General features: G+C 69.7%; 23 protein-coding genes. 17 read left to right on the top strand and 6 right to left on the bottom strand.

Going from position 1 to position 22,424, the window contains the following annotated elements:
* Positions 1–17: 17 nt before the first annotated feature.
* On the top strand, positions 18–368 hold the full coding sequence (locus C5708_RS12425; RefSeq protein ID WP_242921553.1) for a VOC family protein: 351 nt from the start codon (positions 18–20) through the stop codon (positions 366–368).
* Here the strand turns inward: C5708_RS12425 and C5708_RS12420 are convergent.
* The gene (locus C5708_RS12420; RefSeq protein ID WP_242921551.1) at positions 355–1,227 is read right to left on the bottom strand and encodes an NAD-dependent epimerase/dehydratase family protein; all 873 of its coding nucleotides are present in this window, start codon (positions 1,225–1,227) and stop codon (positions 355–357) included. The genes C5708_RS12425 and C5708_RS12420 overlap by 14 nt on opposite strands.
* Positions 1,228–1,358: 131 nt before the next feature.
* On the opposite strand from C5708_RS12420, the gene C5708_RS12415 reads away from it, so the two are divergent.
* The 4 genes from C5708_RS12415 to C5708_RS12400 all read left to right on the top strand — a co-directional run bounded on the left by C5708_RS12415 (position 1,359) and on the right by C5708_RS12400 (position 6,078).
* Positions 1,359–3,131 (top strand): gamma-glutamyltransferase family protein, encoded by a 1,773-nt coding sequence (locus tag C5708_RS12415; RefSeq protein WP_242921549.1) that lies wholly within the window; start codon positions 1,359–1,361, stop codon positions 3,129–3,131.
* Positions 3,132–3,143: 12 nt separating this feature from the next.
* Positions 3,144–3,485: an MmcQ/YjbR family DNA-binding protein gene (locus tag C5708_RS12410; protein WP_242921547.1), complete on the top strand. Its 342-nt coding sequence runs from the start codon at positions 3,144–3,146 to the stop codon at positions 3,483–3,485.
* 39 nt (positions 3,486–3,524) lie between these two features.
* A complete protein-coding gene (locus tag C5708_RS12405; RefSeq protein ID WP_242921545.1) occupies positions 3,525–4,487 on the top strand; it encodes an alpha/beta hydrolase-fold protein in 963 nt (320 codons plus the stop codon).
* Positions 4,488–4,548: 61 nt separating this feature from the next.
* The gene (locus C5708_RS12400; RefSeq protein WP_242921544.1) at positions 4,549–6,078 is read left to right on the top strand and encodes a UbiD family decarboxylase; all 1,530 of its coding nucleotides are present in this window, start codon (positions 4,549–4,551) and stop codon (positions 6,076–6,078) included.
* Between the two features lies 1 nt (position 6,079).
* Here C5708_RS12400 and C5708_RS12395 read toward each other — a convergent pair whose 3' ends face one another.
* On the bottom strand, positions 6,080–7,528 hold the full coding sequence (locus tag C5708_RS12395; RefSeq protein ID WP_242921542.1) for an AlkA N-terminal domain-containing protein: 1,449 nt from the start codon (positions 7,526–7,528) through the stop codon (positions 6,080–6,082).
* Positions 7,529–7,684: 156 nt separating this feature from the next.
* Here C5708_RS12395 and C5708_RS12390 point away from each other — a divergent pair, with 156 nt between their 5' ends.
* The 6 genes from C5708_RS12390 (at position 7,685) to C5708_RS12365 (ending at position 11,595) form a co-directional block, all read left to right on the top strand.
* Entirely contained in the window at positions 7,685–8,230 is a 546-nt protein-coding gene (locus tag C5708_RS12390) for a methylated-DNA--[protein]-cysteine S-methyltransferase (RefSeq protein WP_242921540.1), read from the top strand.
* Positions 8,227–8,658 carry a nuclear transport factor 2 family protein gene (locus C5708_RS12385; protein ID WP_110962010.1) on the top strand — a complete coding sequence of 144 codons (432 nt, stop codon included), beginning with the start codon at positions 8,227–8,229 and terminating at the stop codon, positions 8,656–8,658. The genes C5708_RS12390 and C5708_RS12385 overlap by 4 nt, the downstream gene beginning before the upstream one ends.
* A gap of 85 nt (positions 8,659–8,743) precedes the next feature.
* The gene (locus C5708_RS12380) at positions 8,744–9,148 is read left to right on the top strand and encodes an MAPEG family protein (RefSeq protein ID WP_242921538.1); all 405 of its coding nucleotides are present in this window, start codon (positions 8,744–8,746) and stop codon (positions 9,146–9,148) included.
* A 64-nt stretch (positions 9,149–9,212) separates the two neighbouring features.
* A complete protein-coding gene (locus tag C5708_RS12375; protein WP_242921537.1) occupies positions 9,213–10,544 on the top strand; it encodes a metallopeptidase TldD-related protein in 1,332 nt (443 codons plus the stop codon).
* The gene (locus C5708_RS12370) at positions 10,541–11,335 is read left to right on the top strand and encodes a 3'(2'),5'-bisphosphate nucleotidase CysQ (protein ID WP_242921535.1); all 795 of its coding nucleotides are present in this window, start codon (positions 10,541–10,543) and stop codon (positions 11,333–11,335) included. The genes C5708_RS12375 and C5708_RS12370 overlap by 4 nt, the downstream gene beginning before the upstream one ends.
* Positions 11,336–11,370: 35 nt before the next feature.
* Complete coding sequence (locus C5708_RS12365) at positions 11,371–11,595, top strand: DUF4170 domain-containing protein (RefSeq protein ID WP_242921533.1); 225 nt, start codon at positions 11,371–11,373, stop codon at positions 11,593–11,595.
* A 13-nt stretch (positions 11,596–11,608) separates the two neighbouring features.
* Here the strand turns inward: C5708_RS12365 and C5708_RS12360 are convergent, their stop codons facing one another.
* The 3 genes from C5708_RS12360 to C5708_RS12350 form a co-directional block, all read right to left on the bottom strand.
* Positions 11,609–12,133, bottom strand: coding sequence for a hypothetical protein (locus C5708_RS12360; protein WP_242921531.1), 525 nt, complete (start codon positions 12,131–12,133; stop codon positions 11,609–11,611).
* A 98-nt stretch (positions 12,134–12,231) separates the two neighbouring features.
* Positions 12,232–12,876, bottom strand: a complete 645-nt coding sequence (locus C5708_RS12355; RefSeq protein ID WP_242921529.1) for a TIGR02466 family protein — start codon at positions 12,874–12,876, stop codon at positions 12,232–12,234.
* A gap of 121 nt (positions 12,877–12,997) precedes the next feature.
* Positions 12,998–13,663 (bottom strand): protein tyrosine phosphatase, encoded by a 666-nt coding sequence (locus tag C5708_RS12350; protein ID WP_242921527.1) that lies wholly within the window; start codon positions 13,661–13,663, stop codon positions 12,998–13,000.
* A gap of 109 nt (positions 13,664–13,772) precedes the next feature.
* Here C5708_RS12350 and C5708_RS12345 point away from each other — a divergent pair, with 109 nt between their 5' ends.
* From C5708_RS12345 to lpxK, 4 genes are read left to right on the top strand one after another with little or no spacing between them, the layout of a single operon-like run.
* A complete protein-coding gene (locus tag C5708_RS12345; protein ID WP_242921525.1) occupies positions 13,773–15,548 on the top strand; it encodes an ABC transporter ATP-binding protein in 1,776 nt (591 codons plus the stop codon).
* The gene (locus C5708_RS12340) at positions 15,545–16,234 is read left to right on the top strand and encodes a lysophospholipid acyltransferase family protein (RefSeq protein ID WP_242921523.1); all 690 of its coding nucleotides are present in this window, start codon (positions 15,545–15,547) and stop codon (positions 16,232–16,234) included. Before C5708_RS12345 ends, C5708_RS12340 begins: the two co-directional genes overlap by 4 nt.
* Positions 16,231–17,505 carry a 3-deoxy-D-manno-octulosonic acid transferase gene (locus C5708_RS12335; RefSeq protein ID WP_242921521.1) on the top strand — a complete coding sequence of 425 codons (1,275 nt, stop codon included), beginning with the start codon at positions 16,231–16,233 and terminating at the stop codon, positions 17,503–17,505. Before C5708_RS12340 ends, C5708_RS12335 begins: the two co-directional genes overlap by 4 nt.
* Positions 17,502–18,512 carry a tetraacyldisaccharide 4'-kinase gene (lpxK, locus tag C5708_RS12330; RefSeq protein WP_242921519.1) on the top strand — a complete coding sequence of 337 codons (1,011 nt, stop codon included), beginning with the start codon at positions 17,502–17,504 and terminating at the stop codon, positions 18,510–18,512. The genes C5708_RS12335 and lpxK overlap by 4 nt, the downstream gene beginning before the upstream one ends.
* Positions 18,513–18,542: 30 nt before the next feature.
* On the opposite strand, the gene C5708_RS12325 is transcribed toward lpxK, so the two are convergent.
* Entirely contained in the window at positions 18,543–19,622 is a 1,080-nt protein-coding gene (locus C5708_RS12325) for a phosphotransferase family protein (protein WP_242921517.1), read from the bottom strand.
* Between the two features lie 335 nt (positions 19,623–19,957).
* On the opposite strand from C5708_RS12325, the gene C5708_RS12320 reads away from it, so the two are divergent.
* Both C5708_RS12320 and C5708_RS12315 read left to right on the top strand, forming a co-directional pair.
* The gene (locus C5708_RS12320; RefSeq protein WP_242921515.1) at positions 19,958–21,415 is read left to right on the top strand and encodes a hypothetical protein; all 1,458 of its coding nucleotides are present in this window, start codon (positions 19,958–19,960) and stop codon (positions 21,413–21,415) included.
* A gap of 61 nt (positions 21,416–21,476) precedes the next feature.
* Entirely contained in the window at positions 21,477–22,421 is a 945-nt protein-coding gene (locus C5708_RS12315; protein ID WP_242921513.1) for a class I SAM-dependent methyltransferase, read from the top strand.
* Positions 22,422–22,424 lie beyond the last annotated feature (3 nt).

The following is a 22,424-nucleotide window of genomic DNA, read 5'->3' as shown; positions in this document are numbered from 1 at the left end:
ACAAAACGGAGGTGACGATGCGCCAGGACGGCAAGATCGACTATGTGGAGCTGCCGGCGGGCGACCTGCCGGCGACCAAGACCTTTTATGCTCAGGCCTTCGGCTGGCGGTTCGTCGACTATGGGCCGGCCTACGCCGCGTTCGAGGACGCCGGGCTGGACGGCGGCTTCGACGCCGACGCGGCCGCCGCGTCGCACCCCAAGGCGCCGCTGGTGGTGCTGTACGCCGAGGACCTGGAGGCGATGGAGGCCAAGGTGCGGGCCGCCGGAGGGACCATCACCGTGCCGATCTTCAGCTTCCCCGGCGGCCGGCGGTTCCATTTCCGCGACCCGTCCGGCAACGAGCTGGCCGTCTTCACCGAGGCGTGAAGCGGGGGCGAAAGCCGCGCGGGGTCCAGTCGAAATCGCGGGCGGCCGGGCCGCCGTCGAACGTCAGGTCCTCGCTCATGCGCGCGCCCATGCCGGCCGTCGCGCCCGGCAGCAGGGGCGAGGCCAGCATCAGGCCGAACCGCCATAGCGCGGGCGGCGCCGAAACGATCCTCGGCGCGCGCCCGAGCCCCTCGAACACCCGCTCGACCATGGCCCGATAGGTCAGGGTCTCGCCGCCCGGCAGGTCGTAGGCCCGGTCCAGCGCCGCCGGCGAGACGGCCGCGTCGAGGCAGGCTCCGGCCAGATCGTCGGCATGGACGGGCTGGCGCCGGCCGCCGCCGTCGCCGGCCAGGGGCAGGAAGCCCAGCCGCCGGATCAGCGCCGCCAACCGGCTGACGTTGCGGTCCTGGCCCTCGGCGTAGATCAGGGTCGGCCGCAGGATGGTCCAGCCGACGCCGTTCCCGGCGCAGAAGGCGGCCACCGCGTCCTCGGCTTCCGCCAGCCGCCGCGCGACCTCGCGCTCGGCGGCCACGGGCGAGGCCGGCTTGGTGAAGCGGCTGGTCGACGAGAAGGCGACGAGGCGGGTCATCCCCGCCGCCTTGAGCGCCGCCAGGACCGGCGCGGTCAGCAGCCAGATCGGCGACAGGCTGAGCACCGTCGCGGCCGGCGGCAGCCGGTCGGCCAGACCGGGCGCGGCCAGATCGGCCTCGACCCAGCGGATCGCCCCGCCGCCGCCCGCGCATCGGCTGAGCGCGGCCGCCTCCACCCCCGCCCGTTCGAGCCGGGGCGTCAGGAAACGGCCGATCAGGCTGGTGGCGCCGAGCACCAGGACCGGGGAGGAAAGCGTCGCGCGAGTCATGCCCCGCCATGATGCACAACCCCGCCGACAGTTTCGAGACGGCGAGGCGACGACATATCGCTGTCGCACGCCCCCTCGCCAGCCCCGGCCGACGGCCTATAGTGCCTCGTCGCCAGGGGGAGTTCGCGTCCATGCGTCGCCGCACGTTTCTGTCCATCCTTCCCGCCGCCGCCGCAGCGCCCGCGCTGGCCCGCGCCCAAACCGGCGCGGCGCCGTCCAATCCCAATCTGAAGCGGGCCGACATCCACGGCGGCGACCGCATCGCCGGGGCCAGCTACGCCTCGCGCTCGGCCGCCTGGGGCGTCCACGGCGCGGCGGCGACCGCCCATCCGCTGGCGACCATGACCGCCATCGACATCCTGCGCAAAGGCGGCTCGGCCGTAGATGCGGCCATCGCGGCCAATGCGGCGCTGGGCTTCCTGGAGCCGGTGTCGAGCGGCGTCGGCGGCGACTGCTTCGTGATGCTGTGGGACCCGAAGACCCGCAAGGTCGTCGGCCTCAACGGCTCGGGCCGCTCGCCGCGCGCGCTCAGCCTGGAGACCCAGCGCGCCCGCGCCAGGAACGGCCACATCGCCAGCCACGGCGCGGTCTCGGTCAGCACCCCCGGCGCGGTCGACGCCTGGTGGAGCCTGCACCAGCGCTACGGCAAGCTGAACTGGGCCGAGCTGATGGCGCCGGCGATCGACATGGCCGAACAGGGCGTGCCGACAGCCCAGACCATCGCCTACTACCTGGCCTCCAGCCACCGCGCCTTCACCAAGCCGGGCGCCGGCATCGAGGAGGTCGAGAACTTCAAGAAGACCTGGGCGGCGTCCGGCCGCACCCCGGCCGAGGGCGAAATCTTCAAGAACCCCGACCTCGCCCGCACCTATCGCCGCATCGCCGAGGGCGGGCGCGAAGGCTTCTATGGCGGCGAGACCGCCGAAACCATCGACCGCTACTTCAAGCGCATCGGCGGCTGGCTCAGCAAGGCCGACCTCGCCGCCCACCACAGCGAGTGGGTGCAGCCGCTGACGGTCAATTATCGCGGCGTCGACGTCTGGGGCCTGCCGCCCAACAGCCAGGGCCTGGTCACCCTGCAGATGCTCAACATAATGGAGACCTTCGACCTGCGCGCGATGGGCTTCCAGTCGACCGCCAGCCTGCACCGCCAGATCGAGGCCAAGCGCCTCGCCTTCGAGGATCGCGCCCGCTACTACGCCGATCCCGACTTCGCCAAGATCCCGGCCGAGTGGCTGATCTCCAAGGCCTACGCCGCCGAGCGGGCCAAGCTGATCCGCCCCGACCGCATCCTGACGCCGGTGCATCCCGGCCAGGCGCCCAGCCACGGCGACACCACCTATTTCTGCACCGCCGACAACGAAGGCATGATGGTGTCGATCATCCAGTCCAACTATCGCGGCATGGGCTCCGGCCTGGTCGCCGACGGCCTGGGCTTCATGTTCCAGGACCGGGGCGAGCTGTTCGCGCTGGAGGACGGCCACCCGAACATCTACGCCCCCGGCAAGCGGCCGTTCCAGACCATCATCCCGGGCTTCGCCACCCGCGGCGGCGAGCCCTGGCTGGCCTTCGGCGTCATGGGCGGCGACATGCAGCCGCAGGGACAGGCGCAGATCATCGCCAACCTCGTCGACTACGACCTCGACATCCAGGCCGCCGGCGACAGCCCGCGCTGGCACCACGAGGGCTCGTCCGAGCCCACCGGCGAGCCGCAGCAAGGCGTCGGCACGCTGCGGCTGGAGACCGGCGTCCCGGAGGCGACCAGGCAGGGGCTGGCGGCGCTGGGCTGGCAGTTCGGCCCCTCGGACGGCGGCTTCGGCGGCTACGAATGCATCCAGCGCTGGCCGGGACGCTATGCGGCGGCCACCGAAATGCGCAAGGATGGCGCCGCCCTCGCCTACTGACGGAGAGACGCCATGACCTTCGAGGACGTGCGCAAGATCGCCCTGGCCTGGCCCGGCGTCGAAGACGGGACCTCGTACGGCACGCCGTCCTTGAAGGTGAAGGGCAAGTTCCTGACCCGCCTGCGCGAGGACGGCGACACCCTGGTGCTGACCGGGATCGGCTTCGACGAACGCGAGATGCTGATCGAGGCCGCGCCCGAGGTCTATTACCTGACGCCGCATTACAAGGACTGGCCGACCGTCCTGGCCCGCCTGTCCCAGGCCGATCCCGCCGCCATCGCGGCGCTGCTGCTGCGCCGCTGGCGCGAGGTCGCGCCCAAGACCCTGGTCAAGGCCTTCGACCAGAAGGCCTGACCGCCGCAACCACCTTTCCTAGTGAGTCCGGAGTATCCGATGTCGAACGCGCGCCTAACCCTGGCCGTCCTGTTCTGCGGCCTGGCCGCCGCCTGCTCCGACGCCAAGTCGGCCCAGGTCGCGTCGGCCCAGGCCATCGCAACCCAGCCGGCCGGCGCGCCGCAGCCCTACACGCTCAAGGACACCGAGGTCCGGGACGTCCACTCCGCCATCCTCAATCGCGACTATCAGATCTTCGTCGCCCTGCCGCCGTCCTATGGCCAGCGGCCCGAACACCGCTATCCGGTGCTGTTCGTCACCGACGCCGACTACGCCTTCCCCCTGACCCGCAGCATCGGCCGCCGGGTCGGCGATCACGGCGCCGGCCTGGACGAGTTCGTCCTGGTCGGCCTGTCCTACGCCAAGGGCGACACGCCGGTTTACAGCCGCAACCGCGACTACACGCCGACCGCCGCCGGCGGACTGGACGGCAAGATCTCCGACATGCCCGGCCGCGCGCCGGCCTTCGGCGAGGGCGACGCCTATCGTCGGTTCATCAAGGAGGAGGTGTTCCCCGTCGTCGCCGCCGACTATCGCGTCGACATGAACCGCAAGATCTTCGCCGGCCATTCCTTCGGCGGCCTGCTCGGCGCCCAGATGCTGCTGGCCGACCCGACGATGTTCGACAGCTACATCCTGAGCAGCCCGTCGCTGTGGTACGACCACAAGGTCATGTTCCAGCGCGAGCGCGACTACGCCGCCGCCCACAAGGACCTGCCGGCCAAGGTCTATCTGGCCGTGGGCGGCTACGAGACGGTCAAGCCCGGCTCGACCGACCCGCGCTATCACAAGAACAACGACCTGGTCGGCGACAACGCCGCCTTCGCCGCCCAGCTCAAGGCGCGCGGCTATCCCGGCCTCAGGCTGCAGACCGAGGTGATCGAGGGCGAGGACCACATGACCGTCAACGCCATCACCATCACCCACGGCCTGCTGTGGGCCCTGCCGCCGGTGAAGCGATGATCTAGCGGCTTCCACCCGGACGCGGCGCGCACTAGGTTCCGCGCCGCAACGGGAGCGCGCCATGGCCTATCGGTCGCTGAGAGACTTCATCGCCAAGCTGGAGGCCGAGGGCGAGCTGGTGCGGGTCGCCGAGCCGGTCTCCACCGTGCTGGAGATGACCGAGATCTGCACGCGGCTGCTGGCGACCGGCGGCCCGGCGGTGCTGTTCGAAAAGCCGATCCGCGCCGACGGCGAGATTTCCGACATCCCGTGCCTGGCCAACCTGTTCGGCACGGTCAAGCGCGTGGCCATGGGCGTGACGCTGGAAGGCAAGGCGCGGACGACGGCGCAAGACCTGCGCGAGGTCGGCGAACTGCTGGCCTTCCTGCGCCAGCCGGAGCCGCCGCGCGGCTTCAAGGACGCCATGGAGATGCTGCCGATCGCCCGCACGGTGATGGGCATGCGGCCCAAGACCGTCAGCAAGGCCCCGGTGCAGGAAGTGGTGCTGACCGGCGACCAGATCGACTTCTCCAAGCTGCCGATCCAGACCTGCTGGCCGGGCGAGCCGGCGCCGCTGATCACCTGGCCGCTGGTGGTGACCAAGGGCCCGTCGGACTCCAAGGAGGACGACTTCAACCTCGGCATCTACCGCATGCAGGTGCTGGGCAAGAACCGGGCGATCATGCGCTGGCTGGCCCATCGCGGCGGGGCCCAGCACTACGCCCGCCACAAGAAGGCCGGCAAGCGCGAGCCCCTGCCCGCCTGCGTCGTGCTGGGCGCCGATCCGGGCACCATCCTGGCGGCGGTGACGCCGGTGCCCGACACCCTGTCGGAATACCAGTTCGCCGGGCTGATGCGCGGGGCCAAGGCCGAGCTGGTCCCGGCCAAGACCGTGCCGCTGATGGTGCCGGCCGAGGCCGAGATCGTCATCGAGGGCCACGTCCTGCTCGACGAGCACGCCGACGAGGGGCCCTACGGCGACCACACCGGCTATTACAACTCGGTCGAGACCTTCCCGGTGTTCCAGGCGACGTGCGTCACCATGCGCAAGGACCCGATCTACCTGACCACCTTCACCGGCCGGCCGCCGGACGAGCCCAGCGTCCTGGGCGAAGCGCTGAACGAGGTGTTCATCCCGCTGATCCGCCAGCAGTTCCCCGAGATCGTCGACTTCTGGCTGCCGCCGGAAGGCTGCAGCTACCGCATCGCCGTGGTGTCGATGAAGAAGGCCTATCCCGGCCACGCCAAGCGGGTGATGCTGGGCGTCTGGAGCTATCTGCGCCAGTTCATGTACACCAAGTGGGTCATCGTCGTGGACGACGAGATCAACGCTCGTGACTGGAAGGACGTGATGTGGGCGGTCTCGACCCGCATGGACCCGGCCCGCGACATCACCATCATCGAGAACACCCCGATCGACTATCTCGACTTCGCCTCGCCGGAGTCGGGCCTTGGCTCCAAGATCGGCCTCGACGCCACCAACAAGTGGCCGCCCGAGACCAAGCGCGAGTGGGGCGAACTGCTCGGCATGGACAAGGCCGTGGTCGAGGCCGTCAGCGAGAAGTGGGCCAGCCTGGGCCTGCCCGGCGACGGCAAGCCGATCTGGAAATAGGTCAGGCCGCCGCCCACAGGTGCTGGGCGGCGTAGGCCCGCCACGGCCGCCAGCGCTCCGACCGGGCGAGCAGTTCGCCGGCGTCCGGCCGGCCCCCTTCAGCCGTCTCCAGCGCCCGCATCAGGCCGACATCGGCGGCTGGAAAGGCGTCGGGCTCACGCATCTGGCGCAGGGCGATGTATTGCGCCGTCCATTCGCCGACCCCGCGTATGGCCTTGAGCCGGCGGATCGCCTCGTCGAGGTCGCGATTGGCGCTGAACAGGTCCGGGTCGGCCAGCACCGCCTCGGCGACGGCCGACAGGGCGGCGGCCCGGCTGCGCGGCATGCCCAGGATCGACAGGTCGGCGCCGGCCAGCCGCTCGGGCCTCGGGAAGGTTCGGACCAAGGCTCCGTCCGGCGCGGGCAAGGGATCGCCATAGGCGGCGGCCAGCTTCCCCGCCAGGGCGATGGCGGCCGAGACGGTGATCTGCTGGCCCAGCACCGCACGGACGGCCAGCTCGAAGCCGTCCCAGCCTCCGGGCACGCGCAGCCCCGGACGGGCGGCGACCAGCGGGGCCAGGACCGGATCGCCGGCCAGATGCTCGGCTATGGCCAGCGGATCGGCGGCAAGGTCGAAGACCCGCCGCAGCCGGGCGATGATCGCCGGCAGGGCTGAAAGCTTCGGAAAGCGGACCACGGCGCGCAAGGCGGCGCCGTCGGCCGGCTCGACGCTGACCGTTCCCTGCACGCCGTCGATCTGGATGGCGCGGGCGTAGCGGCCGGCCTCCACCCGCTCGACGCCGGGAATGGCGCGCCTCTCCAGAAAGGCCAGCATGGCCGGCCAGTCGTAGGGCGGCAGGTAGCGCAGCCGCACGACGATCTCGCCGCGCGGGCCGGCCGGCGTCTCCTCCGCCCTGCCCCGCCGCAGGTCGCCCGGCGCGCGGCCGAACAGGGCCTGGAAGGTTTCGTTGAAGCGGCGGACGCTGCCGAAGCCGGCGGCGAAGGCCACCTCGGTCATCGGCAGGCGGGTCTCGTGGATCAGCTGCTTGGCCAGCAGCACCCGGCGGGTCTGGGCCACCGCCACCGGCGAGGCGCCGAGATGCTGATGGAACAGGCGGCGCAATTGCCGCTCGCCGACGCCGAGGCGGCCGGCCAGGGCGTCGACGTCGCCCTCGTCCAGCGCCCCCAGCTCGATCAGGGCCAGGGCGCGCGAGACGGTGTTGGACGTGCCGCGCCACGCCCCGAGGTCGGGCGCGGTCTCCGGCCGGCAGCGCAGGCACGGCCGGAACCCCGCCTCCTGGGCGGCGGCGGCGCTGGGATAGAACACGACGTTCTCGGACCGGGGCGTGCGCGCCGGACAGATCGGCCGGCAATAGATCCCCGTGGTCTTCACCGCGGTGAACAGCCGCCCGTCGAAGCGGGCGTCGCGCAGGCTGATGGCGCGATAGCAGGCGTCGTGATCGAGGTCCATGTCGTCAAGGCTCGACCCGAACCGGGCGGCCGTCTAGCGGTTTTCGGACATCGTCCTCCGGACGCGACGCCGCGTTGAACAGGTCCGAAAACCGCCAGCCCGGATCGACGACGCGGGGAAATGTCGATCGACGAACCGCAATCGAGCCTATCGCCCATGCCCGACTTCCACCTGGAACGCCTCGACACCCCCACCGGCCCGATGCTGATCGCCAGCGACGGCGAAGACCGCGTCCGCGCCGTCGACTGGGAGGACTACGAGCACCGCATGCACGCCCTGTTCCACCGCCGCTATGGCGCCGGCGAGGTGCGGCTGTCAGGGCCGCCGGCCCGTCCCTCCCGCGCGCGGCTGGCTCTGGAGGCCTATTTCGCCGGCGATCTTTCCGCCGTCGACGCGGTCGAGACCGCCGACAACGGCACCGCGTTCCAGCGCCGGGTCTGGCGCGCGCTCAGGGACATCCCGGTCGGCGGCGCCACCACCTACGGGGCCCTGGCGAACACCATCGACCATCCCAAGGCGGTGCGCGCCGTCGGGCTGGCCAACGGCTCGAACCCGATCGCCATCATCGTCCCCTGCCACCGGGTGATCGGCGCCGACGCCTCGCTCACCGGCTATGGCGGCGGCCTCGACCGCAAGCGCTGGCTGCTGGCCCACGAGGGCGTCGCCGGCTTCACCCAGCTCGAACTGGAGGCCCGTCCATGACTTCGGACGCCAACCGGAACGCCGTGATCGCCGCCTGGCAGGCTTTCGCCAGCCGTGACGCGGGCCGGATCGCCGCCGCCTTCACCGACGACGCCGAATGGCTGGCTCCCGAGGGCAACGCCACCGCCCTGGCGACGAACTTCACCAACCACATGATCGGCAAGGCCGAGATCGCCCGGTTCATCGCCGTCGAGTTCGGCAAGCTGTTCGCCAGCGAGGTGTCAATCGAGTTCAAGGGCGTCCACGCCGCCGGCGACATGGTGGTCGTCGAGGAGCGCATGCGCGCGACCCTGGCCGACGGCGGCCGCTACGACAACGACTACTGCTTCGTCTTCGAGCTGGAGAACGGCCTGATCCGTCGCGTGCGCGAATACATGGACACCGCCAAGGGCCATCGGATGATCTTCGGCGAGGGCCACGCCGCCTGAACGGCCTCGCAGCCGGCGGACTTGCCCTCGACCGCGAAGCGCGCGCTAATCCGCGCCTTCGCCCGCCCGTCGAGAGGACGCCCGCATGGACCCAGTCATCACTTCCGGCCGCGCGGCCGCCCTGTGGGTCGGCCTGCTGCTGATCCTGCTGGTGGTCCTGTCGGGACTGGTCGTGCGGCAGCGGCGGCGGCACAAGGTGATGATCGGCGACGGCGGCGTGCCCGAACTGGTCCAGGCCAGCCGCGCCTTCGGCAACGCCGTCGAATACGCCACCCCCGGCATGGCCGCCCTGGCCACCCTGGCCGTGGTCAACGCGCCGCTCCTGGCCATCCATCTGGTCGGCGGCCTGCTGTTCCTCGGCCGGGTCGCCCACGCCGCCAGCCTGAGCGGCAGCGCAGGGCCGACCTTCGGCCGCTCGATCGGCATGCTGCTGACCTGGCTGGCCTTCGTCTTCGCCGGCGCGGCGCTGTTGTTCTACGCCATCGGCTGATCCGGTTCGGAAATGGGCGCGGCGGCGGGTTGCCCCCGGCCCGCGCCTTCGGCCATAAGGGCCCATGGATCAAAACCTTCTGCACGATGTCGTCGCCGCCGCTCTGAAGGCCGGCGCCGACGCCGCCGAGGCCGTGGCCGCCGAACGCCAGTCGCTGTCCGTCACCGTGCGCATGGGCGCGCTGGAAGAGGTCGAGCGCGAGGAATCCCGCGACCTGGGCCTGCGGGTGTTCGTCGGGCGGCGGCAGGCCAGCGTCTCGGGCTCGGACATCTCGGCCCCGGCGCGGGCGCGCCTGATCGAGCGGGCCGTGGCCATGGCCCGCCTGGCGCCGGAAGACCCCTACGCCGGCTTGGCGCCCGAGGAACGGCTCGCCCGCGGGCCGGGCCCCGACCTCGATCTCTACGATCCGGCCGAACCGTCCGCCGACGACCTGGAGGCCGCCGCGCGGCTGGCCGAGGCCGCCGCCCGCGCCGTGCCCGGCGTGACCAACAGCGACGGCGGCTCAGCCACCTGGGGCGCCTCGTCCTGGCGGCTGGCGACCAGCACCGGCTTCGACGGGCCGCACCGCGCCTCGGGCTTCTCCCTGTCGGCCTCGGCCATCGCCGGCGAGGGCTCGGCGATGGAGCGCGGCGGCGAAGGCCGCTCGACGCGCTGGCGCGACGACCTGCCGACCGCCGAAGCCGTCGGCGCCGAAGCCGGCCGCCGGGCGGTGGGCCGCCTCGGCGCGCGCAAGATCGCCTCGACCGTCGCGCCGGTGATCTTCGAAAACCGGCTGGCCACCTCGCTGATCGGTCCGCTGATCGGGGCGATCAGCGGACCGGCCATCGCCCGCGGCACCTCTTTCCTGAAGGACAAGCTGGGCCAGGCGGTGTTCGCCAGCGGCGTGCGCATCGTCGACGAACCCCACCGCCCGCGCGGCCTCGGCTCGGCCCCGTTCGACGACGAAGGCGTGGCCAACCAGGCCCGGGCCCTGATCGACGACGGCGTGCTGACCACCTGGCTGCTGAACAGCGCCTCGGCCCGCCAGCTCGGGCTGGAGACCACCGGCCACGCCTCGCGCGGGCTGGCCGGCCCGCCCGGCGTCAGCCCGTCCAACCTCACGGTGCGGCCGGGCGAGCGCGACCTCGCCGCCCTGATGCGCGACGCCGGCCAGGGCCTCCTGGTCACCTCGATGTTCGGCCCCTCGCTCAACGGCAACACCGGCGACTGGTCGGTGGGCTGCTCGGGCGTATGGTTCGAGAACGGCGAGGCGGCCTATCCGGTCGCCGAAATCACCGTCGCCGGCAACCTGATCGACATCTACGCCCGCCTGATCCCTGGATCGGATCTCGAACTGCGTGGAGCCGCCAACGCGCCGTCGCTGCTGGTCGACGGCCTGGCGATCGCCGGAAAATGAGCGACGCCGGCGACGATCTGGCCCTGATCCGCGAGGCCGCCCGCGAGGCGGGCGCGCTCAGCCTCGCCATGCGCGACGCCGGCCTCAAGATCTGGTCCAAGGACGGCGGCTCGCCCGTCACCGACGCCGATCTCGCCGTCGACGCCATGCTGAAGGCCCGCCTCGGCTCGGCCCGCCCTGACTACGGCTGGCTGTCGGAAGAGACCGCCGACGATCCGGCCCGGCTGGGCAAGAGCCGGCTGTTCGTCGTCGACCCGATCGACGGGACGGCCGCCTATCTCAAGGGCCGCCCTTGGTTCGCGGTGTCCATCGCCGTGGTCGAGAACGGCCGGCCGGTCGCGGGCGCGCTCTACGCCCCCGCCCTCGACGAGATGTTCGAGGCGGCGGCCGGCGGCGGGGCCCGGATGAACGGTTCGGCCATTGCGCCCAGCCGGGCCGAGGTCCTGGAGGACTGCGCGATGCTGGGCGACGCCAAGATGTTCGTCCATCCGGCCTGGCCGCGCCCCTGGCCCGCCATGCGGGTCGAGAGCCGCAACTCGGTGGCCTACCGCATGGCCCTGGTCGCCGCAGGGGTCTTCGACGCGGCGCTGGCGCTGTCGCCCAAGAACGAATGGGACCTCGCCGCCGCCGACCTGATCTGCCGCGAGGCGGGGGCGACGGCGGTCGACCACCTTGGCCGGCCGTTCGGCTACAACCGGCCGGTTCCGCGCGCGCCCAGCGTGGTTTGCGCCGCGCCGGCGCTAGCCCCATTGATCCTGGAGCGTGTCAGGCATATCGAGCTGCCGAACTGACCTTTTCCGGCGAAAACCTCCCAGGCGAACCCCCAATGTCCGACAAACAACTCCTTCACCTCGTCATCGGCGGCGAATTGAAAGACGTCTCCGGCTCCGAGTTCCGCGATCTCGACAAGGTCGACCTCGTCGGCGCCTATCCGAGCTACGACGACGCCCACAGGGCCTGGAAGGCCAAGGCCCAGGCCACGGTCGACAACGCCCACATGCGTTACTTCATCATCCACGCGCACAAGCTGATGGACCCCAGCGCCGACTGACGCGCCGGGTTTCCTAGCCCACGCCGCCCGCGGCCTCGCCCGCCGAAGACCGCGCCCAGTCGGGCGCGGTTTTTTCGTTGCTCTCGTCCTGTCGTCGCGGCGGCTCGACCAGCGGCGCCGGAATTATGTGGCCGTTGAACTCCAGGGCCTGAGCCACCACCGCGGCGGCGGCGGCCAGCGGCGGACGCGGCGCGCCGCCCATCAGCCAGGTCAGGTGCGCCTCCAGCCGGTCGTGGGCCCCCTCCTGCGCCGCCGAGAACACCGCCACGATCAATTGCTCGTCGCGGGTCAAGGTCAGGCAGCCCGGCGGCGCCAGCCGCACGCGGCGGCGGCCCAGGCGCTGAAGCTCCCGGACGAAGACGATGAAGGCGTTGCGGCTCTCCTCGGCCACCGGCGAACAGGCGTCCTCGAACGTCCTGGCCACCACCGGATTGTCGTTGCGCCCCAGGGCGAGGGCTCTGAACGCCCAGACGACGAAGTGCGCGCCGAAGGTCAGTTCGCGGATGTCGGCGGGAGCGTCGGGCCTGGCGAGGGACATGGGCTGCGCCTTTCGTGCTGGATCGGCTCGCACATAATATTGCGAGTCATTCGCACTTTAGGCTCGCCGACCGACTTGGCAAGCGGTTCGTCCGCCGTTCACACCGACAGATTGAAGGCGATGGATATCCGGCGACGGCCGCCGACGTAGGGGCGGACGGCGTGTACGAGCCACGACGGGAACAGCACCATCACGCCCGTGCGCGGAAAGAAGAAGTCGGCCTGGCCGGCGCTCAGGCATCCGGGGATCGCGTAGCGCAGCTGCGGCGCATAGAAGGCCGGCAGGATGCCGCGCGGATCGTGCATCTCGAATTCGCCCCCGCACTGGTCGATGTCGGGGTCGTCGCCGGCGTCGACCCAGTAGACGCCCGACCAGAACGCCGCCGGATGATGGTGGGCGTGGTTGGCGTGGCCGTTGAGGTTGAGGTTGGCCCAGGCGTTGATCTTCCAGGCCGGGCCGCCGCCCGCCAGCCCCTTGTCGGTGTCCACCGCCGTCACGCTGTCGGCCAGCCGCCGCCCGGCCTCGAGCAGAGCCGCGCCCTCGGCGCCGCCCCAGTCCTGGAAATCGTCCGATGACTGCCAGCCGCCGGCGTTGCTGCGCACCACGCCCGGCGACACCGCCGAACGGCGCAGGATGGTCCGGGTCAGGGCCTCGTTCAGCGCCTCGTATTCGTTGACCGGCGCGACCAGGAAGGGCGTGGCGAACAGGCGCTGAATTTCAAACGCCTCGGCGCTGAAACTCAAGCTTGCGTCAGCGTCTGGTACGAAGGACCGGGAAGCCATGGAACACCGTCTGAATGCGACGAGGTGTTGTCGTCCGATTCTGGGTCCCCGCGATTGGGGAAAACGTCGCGCCCGCCCCCATCTATTCGCGCCGCAGCAGCTTCTCGGTAAGCAAAGAGCCGATCCACTGGGCGCGGAAGTCCGCCTTGATCTTGGCGGGGTCGTAGGCGTCGCTCTCGACCCATTCGACGAAGGACTGGCCGGCCGGCTCGCCCTCCTCCAGGTAGCGTTCGAACACGTAGTCGAGCACGCCGGTCTTGCCCTGCTTGACGTGCAGATAGCGCAGCGACAGCTCGGCCATCGCCTCGCGGATCGGCTTGCCCTGGCGGAAATGCATGTAGAACACGCTCATGATGCCGGCCCGGTCGGCTCCGGACTTGCAGTGCATCAGGGCGGGATACTCGATGCTCTCGAACAGGTCGCGGGCGCCCAGCACCCGGGCGCGGCTGGGGACCTCGCGCGAGGTGATGGTGAAGTCGACCATCTTCAGCCCCAGGCGCTCGCAGGCGTCCTTCTCAAGGGCGTAGAAGCTGGCGTCGAAACCGCCGCGCAGGTTGATGACCGTCTTGATCCCCTGCTTCTTCCACCAGGCCAGCTGGAACGGCCAGGGCTGGTTGGTGCGCAGCAGCTCGGGGCTGACCCAGTGGGCGTTCTGGAAGCCGATCCGCAGGAAGGCGTGGTCGGCCCAGAAATAGTTCCACTTCGTGCGGAAGCGGCCCCAGGCGGTCGAGAGGTCGAAACGGGACAAATGGCGATCCTTGCAGAACGGCCCTAAGTAGGGCGACGAGCCCGAGACCACAACCGCCCTATCCCGGGCCGTCTTGACACCCTGGCCGTATCAGCCGACCGATCCCCGCATGAGCGACGACACGCCCTCCATGACCAACCGCGCCCTGATCGGCCGCATCGCCAGGACCTATCTGGCGCCGCGGTGGAAGGGCTTCGCGGTCGCGGTCGTCTCGGCGGTGATCATCGCCATCCTGACCACCCGGCTGATCGGCATCATCCAGCCGGCGGTCGACGACATCCTGAACCGCCACAAGCCGGGCGCGCTGGTGGTCATTCCGCTGACCATCGCCGGCCTGGCCCTGGCGCGGGGCCTGTTCCAGGTCATCCAGGCCAACTTCATCAACCGCATCGGCAACGGCGTGGTCGGCGACGTCCAGGTGCAGCTGTTCGGCCGGCTGGTGCGGGCCGACCTGGCGCGGCTGCGCGGCGCGCACTCGGGGGCCTATGTCTCGTCGGTGCTCTACGACGCCGGCCTGATCCGCGAGGCTGCCACCACCGGCGTCATCAACTACACCCGCGAGTTCCTCACCGTCGTCGGGGCCCTCTGGGTGATGTTCCGCCTCGACCCCTGGCTGGCGCTGGCCATCCTGCTGATCGGCCCGATCGCCAGCCTGGTGATGCGGCGCTTCTCCAAGCGCACCACCAAGGCCGCCAAGGGGGCGATGGTCGAGACCTCGGCCCTGTCGACCGCGATCATGGAGAGCCTGGACGGCATCAAGATCGTCAAGATCGAGAACCGCGAGGCCGACGAGGAGGCCCGCGTCGCCGCCGTGGTCGAGCGCCGCCAGCAGCACCTGATCAAGGGCTCGAACGCCCGCGCCCAGGCCGCGCCCGCCACCGAGACCCTGATGATGTTCGTGCTGGCCCTGGTCTTCGCCTATGTCGGCTGGAGCGGCCGCATGGGTTCGGCGGCGTTCTTCACCTTCATCACCGCGCTCGGCGCGGCCTCGCAGTCCCTGCGCCAGGTGGCCAACCTGCAGACGGTCATGGCCGAGGGCCTGACCGCCGCGCGGCGGCTGTTCGGCGCGCTCGACGTCGAGCCCGAGATCCGCGACGCCGCCGGCGCCCGGCCGCTGGTCCTGACCGACGCGGCCATCCGCTTCGAGAACGTCTCGTTCTCCTATCACGACGGCGCTCCGGCGCTCGACGGCGTGTCGCTGGAGGCCCTGCGCGGCGAGACCGTCGCCCTCGTCGGCCCGTCGGGCGGCGGCAAGAGCACCATTCTCAACCTGATCCCCCGCTTCTACGACGTGACCGCCGGCGCGGTGACCATCGACGGCGTCGACATCCGGGCCGTGACCATGGCCTCGCTGCGCGACCGCATCGCCCTGGTGACGCAGGAGCCCTTCCTGTTCGACGACACCGTCCGCGCCAACATCGCCTACGCCAGGCCGGACGCCGGCCAGGAGGCGGTCGAGGCGGCGGCGCGGGCGGCGGCGGCGCACGATTTCATCACCGCCCTGCCCGACGGCTACGACACCGTGGTCGGCGAGGCCGGCGCGCGGCTGTCGGGCGGCCAGCGCCAGCGCATCTCCATCGCCCGCGCCTTCCTCAAGGACGCGCCGATCCTGCTGCTCGACGAGGCGACCAGCGCCCTCGACACCGAGAGCGAGGCCCAGGTCCAAGCGGCGCTGGAGCGGCTGATGGCCGGCCGCGCCACGCTGCTGATCGCCCACCGCCTGTCGACCGTGAAGGGCGCCGACCGCATCTATGTCATCGACCAGGGCAAGGTGGTCGAGACCGGCGACCATGCCGCCCTGATGCGCGCCCAGGGGCTCTACGCCCGCCTGGCCCGCGCCCAGGACCTCGACCACGAACCCGCCGCGGAGACCGTCGCCCGATGAGGCCTTTGCGTTCGCCGTGGGTGGTGCGGACCCTGTCCACCCTGTTCTCGGCCTATCTGCGGTTCGTCTACGCCACCCTGCGCTGGACCCGGGACGAACAGGAACGCGCCGAGGCCGTCTGGCGGCGGCGCGAGGAGACCGGCGCGATCCTGTGCTTCTGGCACGCCCGCATCCCGCTCTCGCCCAATTCCTGGCCGCAGTCGCCGCAACGGCAGGACATGCGCGCCCTGATCTCCAAGTCGGCCGACGGCGAGTTCATCGCCCAGACCATGGAGAAGATCGGCTTTCCCTCGATCCGCGGGTCGCGCCAGAAACAGACCGACCCGGCCAAGATCAAGGGCGGCTCGGCGGCGTTCCGCGACATGGCCAAATGGGTCAAGGGCGGCGGCGGGATCGCCATCACCCCGGACGGCCCGCGCGGCCCGGCCCAGGTGATGGGCGAAGGGCCGCCGATGCTGGCCCGCCTGACCGGCGCGCCGGTGCTGCTGGTCGGCATGGCCTCGCGGCCCTGCATCCGCCTGAGCACCTGGGACCGGACATCCATCCCCCTGCCCTTCGGCCGCGCGGCCATGGTCTGGGACGGCCCGTTCACCGCCGGCGGCGACGCCGACCTCGCGGCCCTGGGCGAGGACTGGGGCGCGCGCCTCACCGCCGTCACCGATCGCGCCGAGGCGCTGCTCGCGTGAGCCGCCGGCCGCTATCCCTGATCCTCTACGCCGCCGCGACGGCGCTGCTGCAGCCGCTCGTCCCCCTGATCCTCGACCGGCGGGCGCGGCGCGGCAAGGAAGACCCCGCGCGGCTGGGCGAGCGGCTGGGCCGCAGCGCCACGCCCCGCCCGGAGGGGCGCCTGGTCTGGCTGCACGGCGCCAGCGTCGGCGAGAGCCTGTCGCTGCTGCCCCTGGTCGAGGCGATCCGTCGGGAGCGGCCCGAAACCGCCGTGCTGGTCACCTCCGGCACCCGCACCTCGGCCGAGCTTCTGGCCGCCCGCCTGCCGGCCGGCGCCATCCACCAATACGCGCCGGTGGACGCCCCGTCGGCCGTGCGCCGCTTCCTCGACCACTGGCGTCCCGACCTCGCCGTCTTCGTCGAGAGCGAGCTGTGGCCCAACCTGATCCTGGGCGCGCGGGCGCGCGGGACGCGGCTGGCCCTGCTGTCGGCCAAGCTGTCGGAGGCCAGCTTCCGCAACTGGTCGCGCCTGCGCTCGGCCGCCCGCGCCCTGCTGGGCGCCTACGACCTGATCCTGGTCCAGGACGCCCGCGCCGCCGAGCGGTTCGCGGCCCTGGGGGTGGCGACCCAGGGGCTGGCCGACCTCAAGTTCGGCGCCCCGCCGCTGCCGGCCGACCCGGCGGCGATCGACAAGCTCAAGCCGGTCACCAAGCGGCGGCCGATCGTGCTGGCCGCCAGCACCCATCCCGGCGAGGACGAGCAGATCCTCGACGCCTTCGTGCAGCTGGCCGTGCCCGGCGCGGGTCCGCCGCTGCTGGTGCTCGTCCCCCGCCACCCCGAGCGCGGCGAGGCCATCGCCCAGCTCTGCGCCGACCGGGGCATGAGCGCGGCGCGGCGCAGCCAGGCCGCCTCGCCCATCGGCTGCGACGTCTATATCGCCGACACCCTGGGCGAACTGGGCCTGTGGTTCCGGCTGGCCCGCCTGGCGATCATGGGCGGCAGCCTGGTCGAGGGGATTGGCGGCCATAATCCGCTGGAGCCGGCCCGACTGGGCTGCCCGTGCGTCAGCGGGCCGTTCGTCGCCAACTGGCGCACGGTCTATGACGAGCTGGAGGCGGCCGAGGCGGTCGCCCGGCTGAAAGAAGCCTCGGCCCTTGATCCCTATCTGACTTCGGCGGTGCTGGACGGACGCATCCTGGCCGACATGGCCGCCAAAGCCCGCGCCTATGTCGAGGCCCGCGACGCCGAGGCGCGCGAAGTTCCGGCCCGCGTGCTGGAGCTGATCCCGTGAAGCTGGCCACGCCGCGCTGGTGGTACGTGCGCGAGCGCCGCACCGCCATGCTGACGCGCATGCTGTTGACGCCGCTGTCGTGGATATGGGCGGGGGCCACCGCGCGGCGCATCGCCAGGACCGTTCCCGCCGATCCCGGCGTTCCGGTGATCTGCGTCGGCAACCTGACGGTGGGCGGCGTCGGCAAGACGCCGATCGTCCGCGAACTGCTGACCCGCCTGACCGCGGCCGGCGTCGCCGCCCACGGCCTGTCGCGCGGCTATGGCGGCAAGCTCGCCGGGCCGCTGCGGGTCGATCCGGCCGCCAACACCGCCGCCGAGGTCGGCGACGAGCCGCTGATGCTGGCCCAGGACTTTCCGGTGTGGATCGCCCGCGACCGCGCCGCCGGCGCCCGGGCCGCCGCCCAGGCCGGCGCCCAGGCGGTCGTGCTCGACGACGGCCACCAGAACCCGACGGTGCGGAAAGCGCTTTCCCTGGTCGTGGTCGACGGCGAGACCCGCAACGACGAATGGCCGTTCGGCGACGGCGCGGTGTTCCCGGCCGGGCCGATGCGCGAGCCGCTGGCGACGGGCCTGGCGCGCGCCGACGCGGTGATCGTCCTCCTGCCCGGCGACCTCGTCGAACCCGACGCCGGGCTGGTCGCCCTGTTCGCCGGCAAGCCCGTGCTGATCGCGCGGCTGGAGCCGCTGGCCCCGCCGCCGCCCGGCCCGCAACTGGGTTTCGCCGGGATCGGCAAGCCGTGGAAGGTCGAACGCAGCCTCAAGGCCGCCGGCTGCGAGTTGGTCGACTTCGCCCAGTTTCCCGACCACGGCGCCTATGACGAGCGCACCTTGCGCTTCCTCGCCGACCGCGCGGCGCTGTTCGGCGCCGGCCTGGTGACCACCGAAAAGGACTGGGTGCGCCTGCCGCCGGCCTGGCGCGAGCGGGTCGCCTCCTGGCCGGTCCGGGCCCGGTTCGAGGACGAGCAGGCGCTCGACAGCCTTTTGGAACAAGCCGTTACACGCTGATCCTACGCTAATGGACGAGGATCGGCCGCTTCAGGCGCCGGCCCGTTGGGCGAACTCCCAGGCGCCCTTGGCCAGGATCGGCACCCGGGCCTCCATCAGCGCGGCGTGGGAACTGGCGGCGGTGCCGTCGCGCACCCGCCCGACGATGCCCTGGCAGATGCCGGCCAAGCGGAACAGGTTGTAGGAGAAGTACCAGTCGAGCTGGGGCAGGCCGTCACGCCCGGTCAGGCGGCAGTACTGCGCCACCGCCTCCTCGACGGTCGGAATGCCGTAGGCGCCGAGATCGGTGATTTCCGAGAGGCCGCCGCGCTGGTCGCTCGGCATCACCCAGTTCATCAGGAAGTACGAAAAGTCGGCCAGCGGGTTGCCCAGCGTCGACAGCTCCCAGTCCAGCACCGCGATCACCTTCGGCTCAGTGGCGTGCAGGATCATGTTGTCGAGCCGATAGTCGCCATGGACGATCGAGGTCTGGTCGTCGGCCGGAACGGTGGCGGGCAGCCATTCCATCAGCCGGTTCATGGTGTCGAGGCTGGCGGTCTCGGACGCCTTGTACTGCTTGGTCCAGCGGTCGATCTGGCGGGCGAAGTAGTTGCCGGGCTTGCCGAAATCGCCCAGGCCGATCGCCTGGTAGTCGATGGTGTGCAGCCGGGCCAGGGTCTCGATCTCGGCGTTGTAGATCGCCCGGCGCTCGGCCGGCTGGTGTTCCGGCAGCGTGCCGTCCCACAGGATGCGGCCCTCGACCATGTCCATGACGTAGAACATGGTGCCGATGACGGCCTCGTCCTCGCAAAGGGCGTAGGCGCGCGCGACCGGGAAGCCGGTCTTGCCCAGGGCCGAGATCACCTTGAACTCGCGGTCGACGGCGTGGGCCGACGGCAACAGCTTGCCCGGCGGCTTGCGGCGCAGGACGTAGCGCTTGGCCGGCGTGACCAGCTGATAGGTCGGGTTGGACTGGCCGCCCTTGAACTGGCGCACCTCCAGCGGCCCCGCGAAACCCTCGACATGGTCCCTGAGCCACGCCGCCAGCCGGGCCTCGTCCAGGCGATAGCGCTCGTCGACCTCCTTGGTGCCCGAATTCATCTCCTGGGCGGACTGTTCGGCGGCGGCCATGGCGCTTCCTCGTACACTTGTTTGAACGCCAGTTTAGCCGCCGAAATGACCGGGGCAAGGGATGCTCCGCCGTGTCGGCCTTCGGGCGAGAGCGTCTCGCAACGCGAACTCACATGCCCAGTCGTGGAGTTGCGCCCCAGAACGCACCGAGGAGTTCGGGGCCGGGCCGGATCGGACCGTCAGACCGCCGGGGATGCGCAACAGCCAATGTCGGCGCGGTGGAAACACCGGCACCTGGGACTTCTACGAGGTCACCGCCGGTACGGTTGAGCAGACTTTGGCGTAACGAGGCCACGGACTGTCCAGAAGCAGCCGCATTGAGAGGATCAGAGGCAATGTTTATCGGTCGTCCCGAGCGTCGGCCGATGCCGCTCGCTTTCCTCGCCATCTGCCTTTTGCTCATCGCCCCGACCTCTCATGCAAGGGCAGACACACCGCTCGATTTCCTAGTCCAGCAGGTATGCGACGATGGTAGTGGTGGCCACACGAGCGCCGATCCCGTCACATGCCCAGCGACCGCTCGTAAGCTGAAGATCGGCGAAAGCCTGCCCTATCACAAGTGGGACATCGGCGGCGGCCAGATAAGCGACTCTTATCCGATAGCTGAATTGGGCGGCCGTTTGCGGGTGGTGCAAACAGCTTTCTTTGATAGCCAGACTTCCTTCGTGCCCCCTGTCTTTGACGCGGCGGACCCTGCTACCGGACGTAGCGGATATGATCTTCTTCTGGCGGACGGTGCATATGTTTCTGCAGCGGGAACCTACGATCCAGGCGCTGGATGGCAGCCTATTTGGAACAATTCGGCATGCAGTCTAGCGGACTCCTGGGTTTACGCGCCCAAAACACTCACCGTTCCATTTTCATATGGCGACACCACAACGTCGTTAAACGTGTCATCGCCACAATGCCCACCGAATTCTAATTTCGGAATGTCATATACTGGATGGAATTACTATCCACTCATGAAATACGAGAGCGGAAAGAATCTAAACACGATAAAGATTTGGCACTTCTCCGGACAATCGGTCAATTCTAGTGGAATCGAAGAATTCTATTTTACAAAAGAATATGGAAAAACTCGGTGGGAAGCTTGGAGTTCGACTGTCTCCGCTGCGAACTCATCCGTAGTATCTCGCTGCCCAACCGGCACTAACTCCGGCACCGTAATATTCGGTTCCACGACCTATTATCTTGTCGATTGTCATGATTGGAGCACTGCGATCCCATCCGCCACGGGCGACTGGTATCCAGCAAGCTCCTGGCACATAGATCCTTTATACTACAGCTTAAATATACTTAAAAACACTCACATGCAATGCACTAACAACAGCGGTGCCTCAGGGCAATGCGGGGCATCCTATAGCTGCGGAACAATTTTGCCTTGGAATCGAACTGGCAACCTCAACTGGGGGTACGATCAGAACGTTCAAGCCCCAAACAGCAGTTCAAATTGCGCCCTCATTCTTTCAATACCAGATGGCCCAAATGGGCAGTCCGTCTATCAGGACGTAACGTCAATACCATCCGGGTATTCAACTTATAGTTTTAGCGCCGCGCTTTGGACCCCAAATGGATCAGCACTTGGAGCTACGGTCGCAGTTGATGAAATCGACAATTCCGGAAGCGTCATCGCGCAGCACGGCGCGTCCGCCACGGTAACGCGGCAAAGACGATATATCCAAGGCACATTTTCAATATCATCCGCCACCAAAGCTCTTAGATTTGAGATTAGGCCGACCTCCACGAGTTATACATATGAATTTACCGAGGCCTGGATTGCCCCTCAACCGTAGTAAATTCATCCGTTGCGGTCAGATTGGGACCCGCACGTCGCGACTGTGAGGGGGAGATGTAGTGCTCGGAAAAAGACTAGGTGCGATTATAACTGCGCGGCTCGCCAACGCCCTCGCCCCCGAAATCTTGAACCGCCTTGAAGCGGCCGCGCCGTGGAAGCAGATGGTCTTTTTCCCGTCGCCGGAGGCCATCGGCCCGTCGCGCGACTACCCGTTTATGGCTTCGTCCGCCTGTGTCGCGAGCGACTTCTTCCATGCTGAGTTCGCCCGCATCTGCGCCTTGATCGGCGTGGGCGTCAGCTTTCACCGCAAGCTCTGGGAATGGGTGTTCATCCTCCATCACGCCGAGCGCCTCGGCGTCCTGCGGCCGGGCGCGCGAGGCCTCGCCTTCGGCGTGGGGCGCGAACTCCTCCCGGCGTCCTTCGCCGCGCTGGGCTGCGAGATCGTGGCGACCGACGCGCCCCCGGAACAAGCGGAAAGTTCGGGGTGGAGCGCTAGCGGCCAATTCGCGGCCGGGCTGGACGCTCTGCCGAACGGTTCCCTGGACCGCACGATTTTCGAACAGCGGGTGCGCTGGCAGACCTGCGACATGAATGCGATCGATCCAGCGTTGGTCGATTTCGACTTCTGCTGGTCCTCCTGCTGCTTCGAACACCTAGGCGACATCGAGGCGGGGCTCGACTTCGTCGTCAATTCCGTCGAGCAAACGCTCAAACCGGGCGGCGTGGCGCTGCATACGACGGAGCTTAACCTCTCTTCGAACGACGCGACGATCGAGCGCGGACCGACCGTCCTCTTCAGGCGTCGCGATCTGGAGGCGCTTATCGCGCGCCTGCGCGCCCGCGGACACGAGGTTGAGAGTCTCCGCGTCGGCCCAAACGTTTTCGTCATGAACAACTACGCAGACACCCCGCCCTATTCGGCGCCGCATCTTCTGGTCAGCCTCGGAGGATTTGTGACGACTTCCGTCGGCCTCGTCGTACGGCGCGGCCATCGCCGGAATTGAACA

Origin of the sequence: Caulobacter sp. CCUG 60055 (genome assembly GCF_022750545.1) — a bacterium.
Lineage (GTDB): Bacteria > Pseudomonadota > Alphaproteobacteria > Caulobacterales > Caulobacteraceae > PUIC01.
The sequence above is the reverse complement of the archived record's forward strand: the minus strand, read 5'-3'. Positions and strand labels throughout refer to the sequence as shown.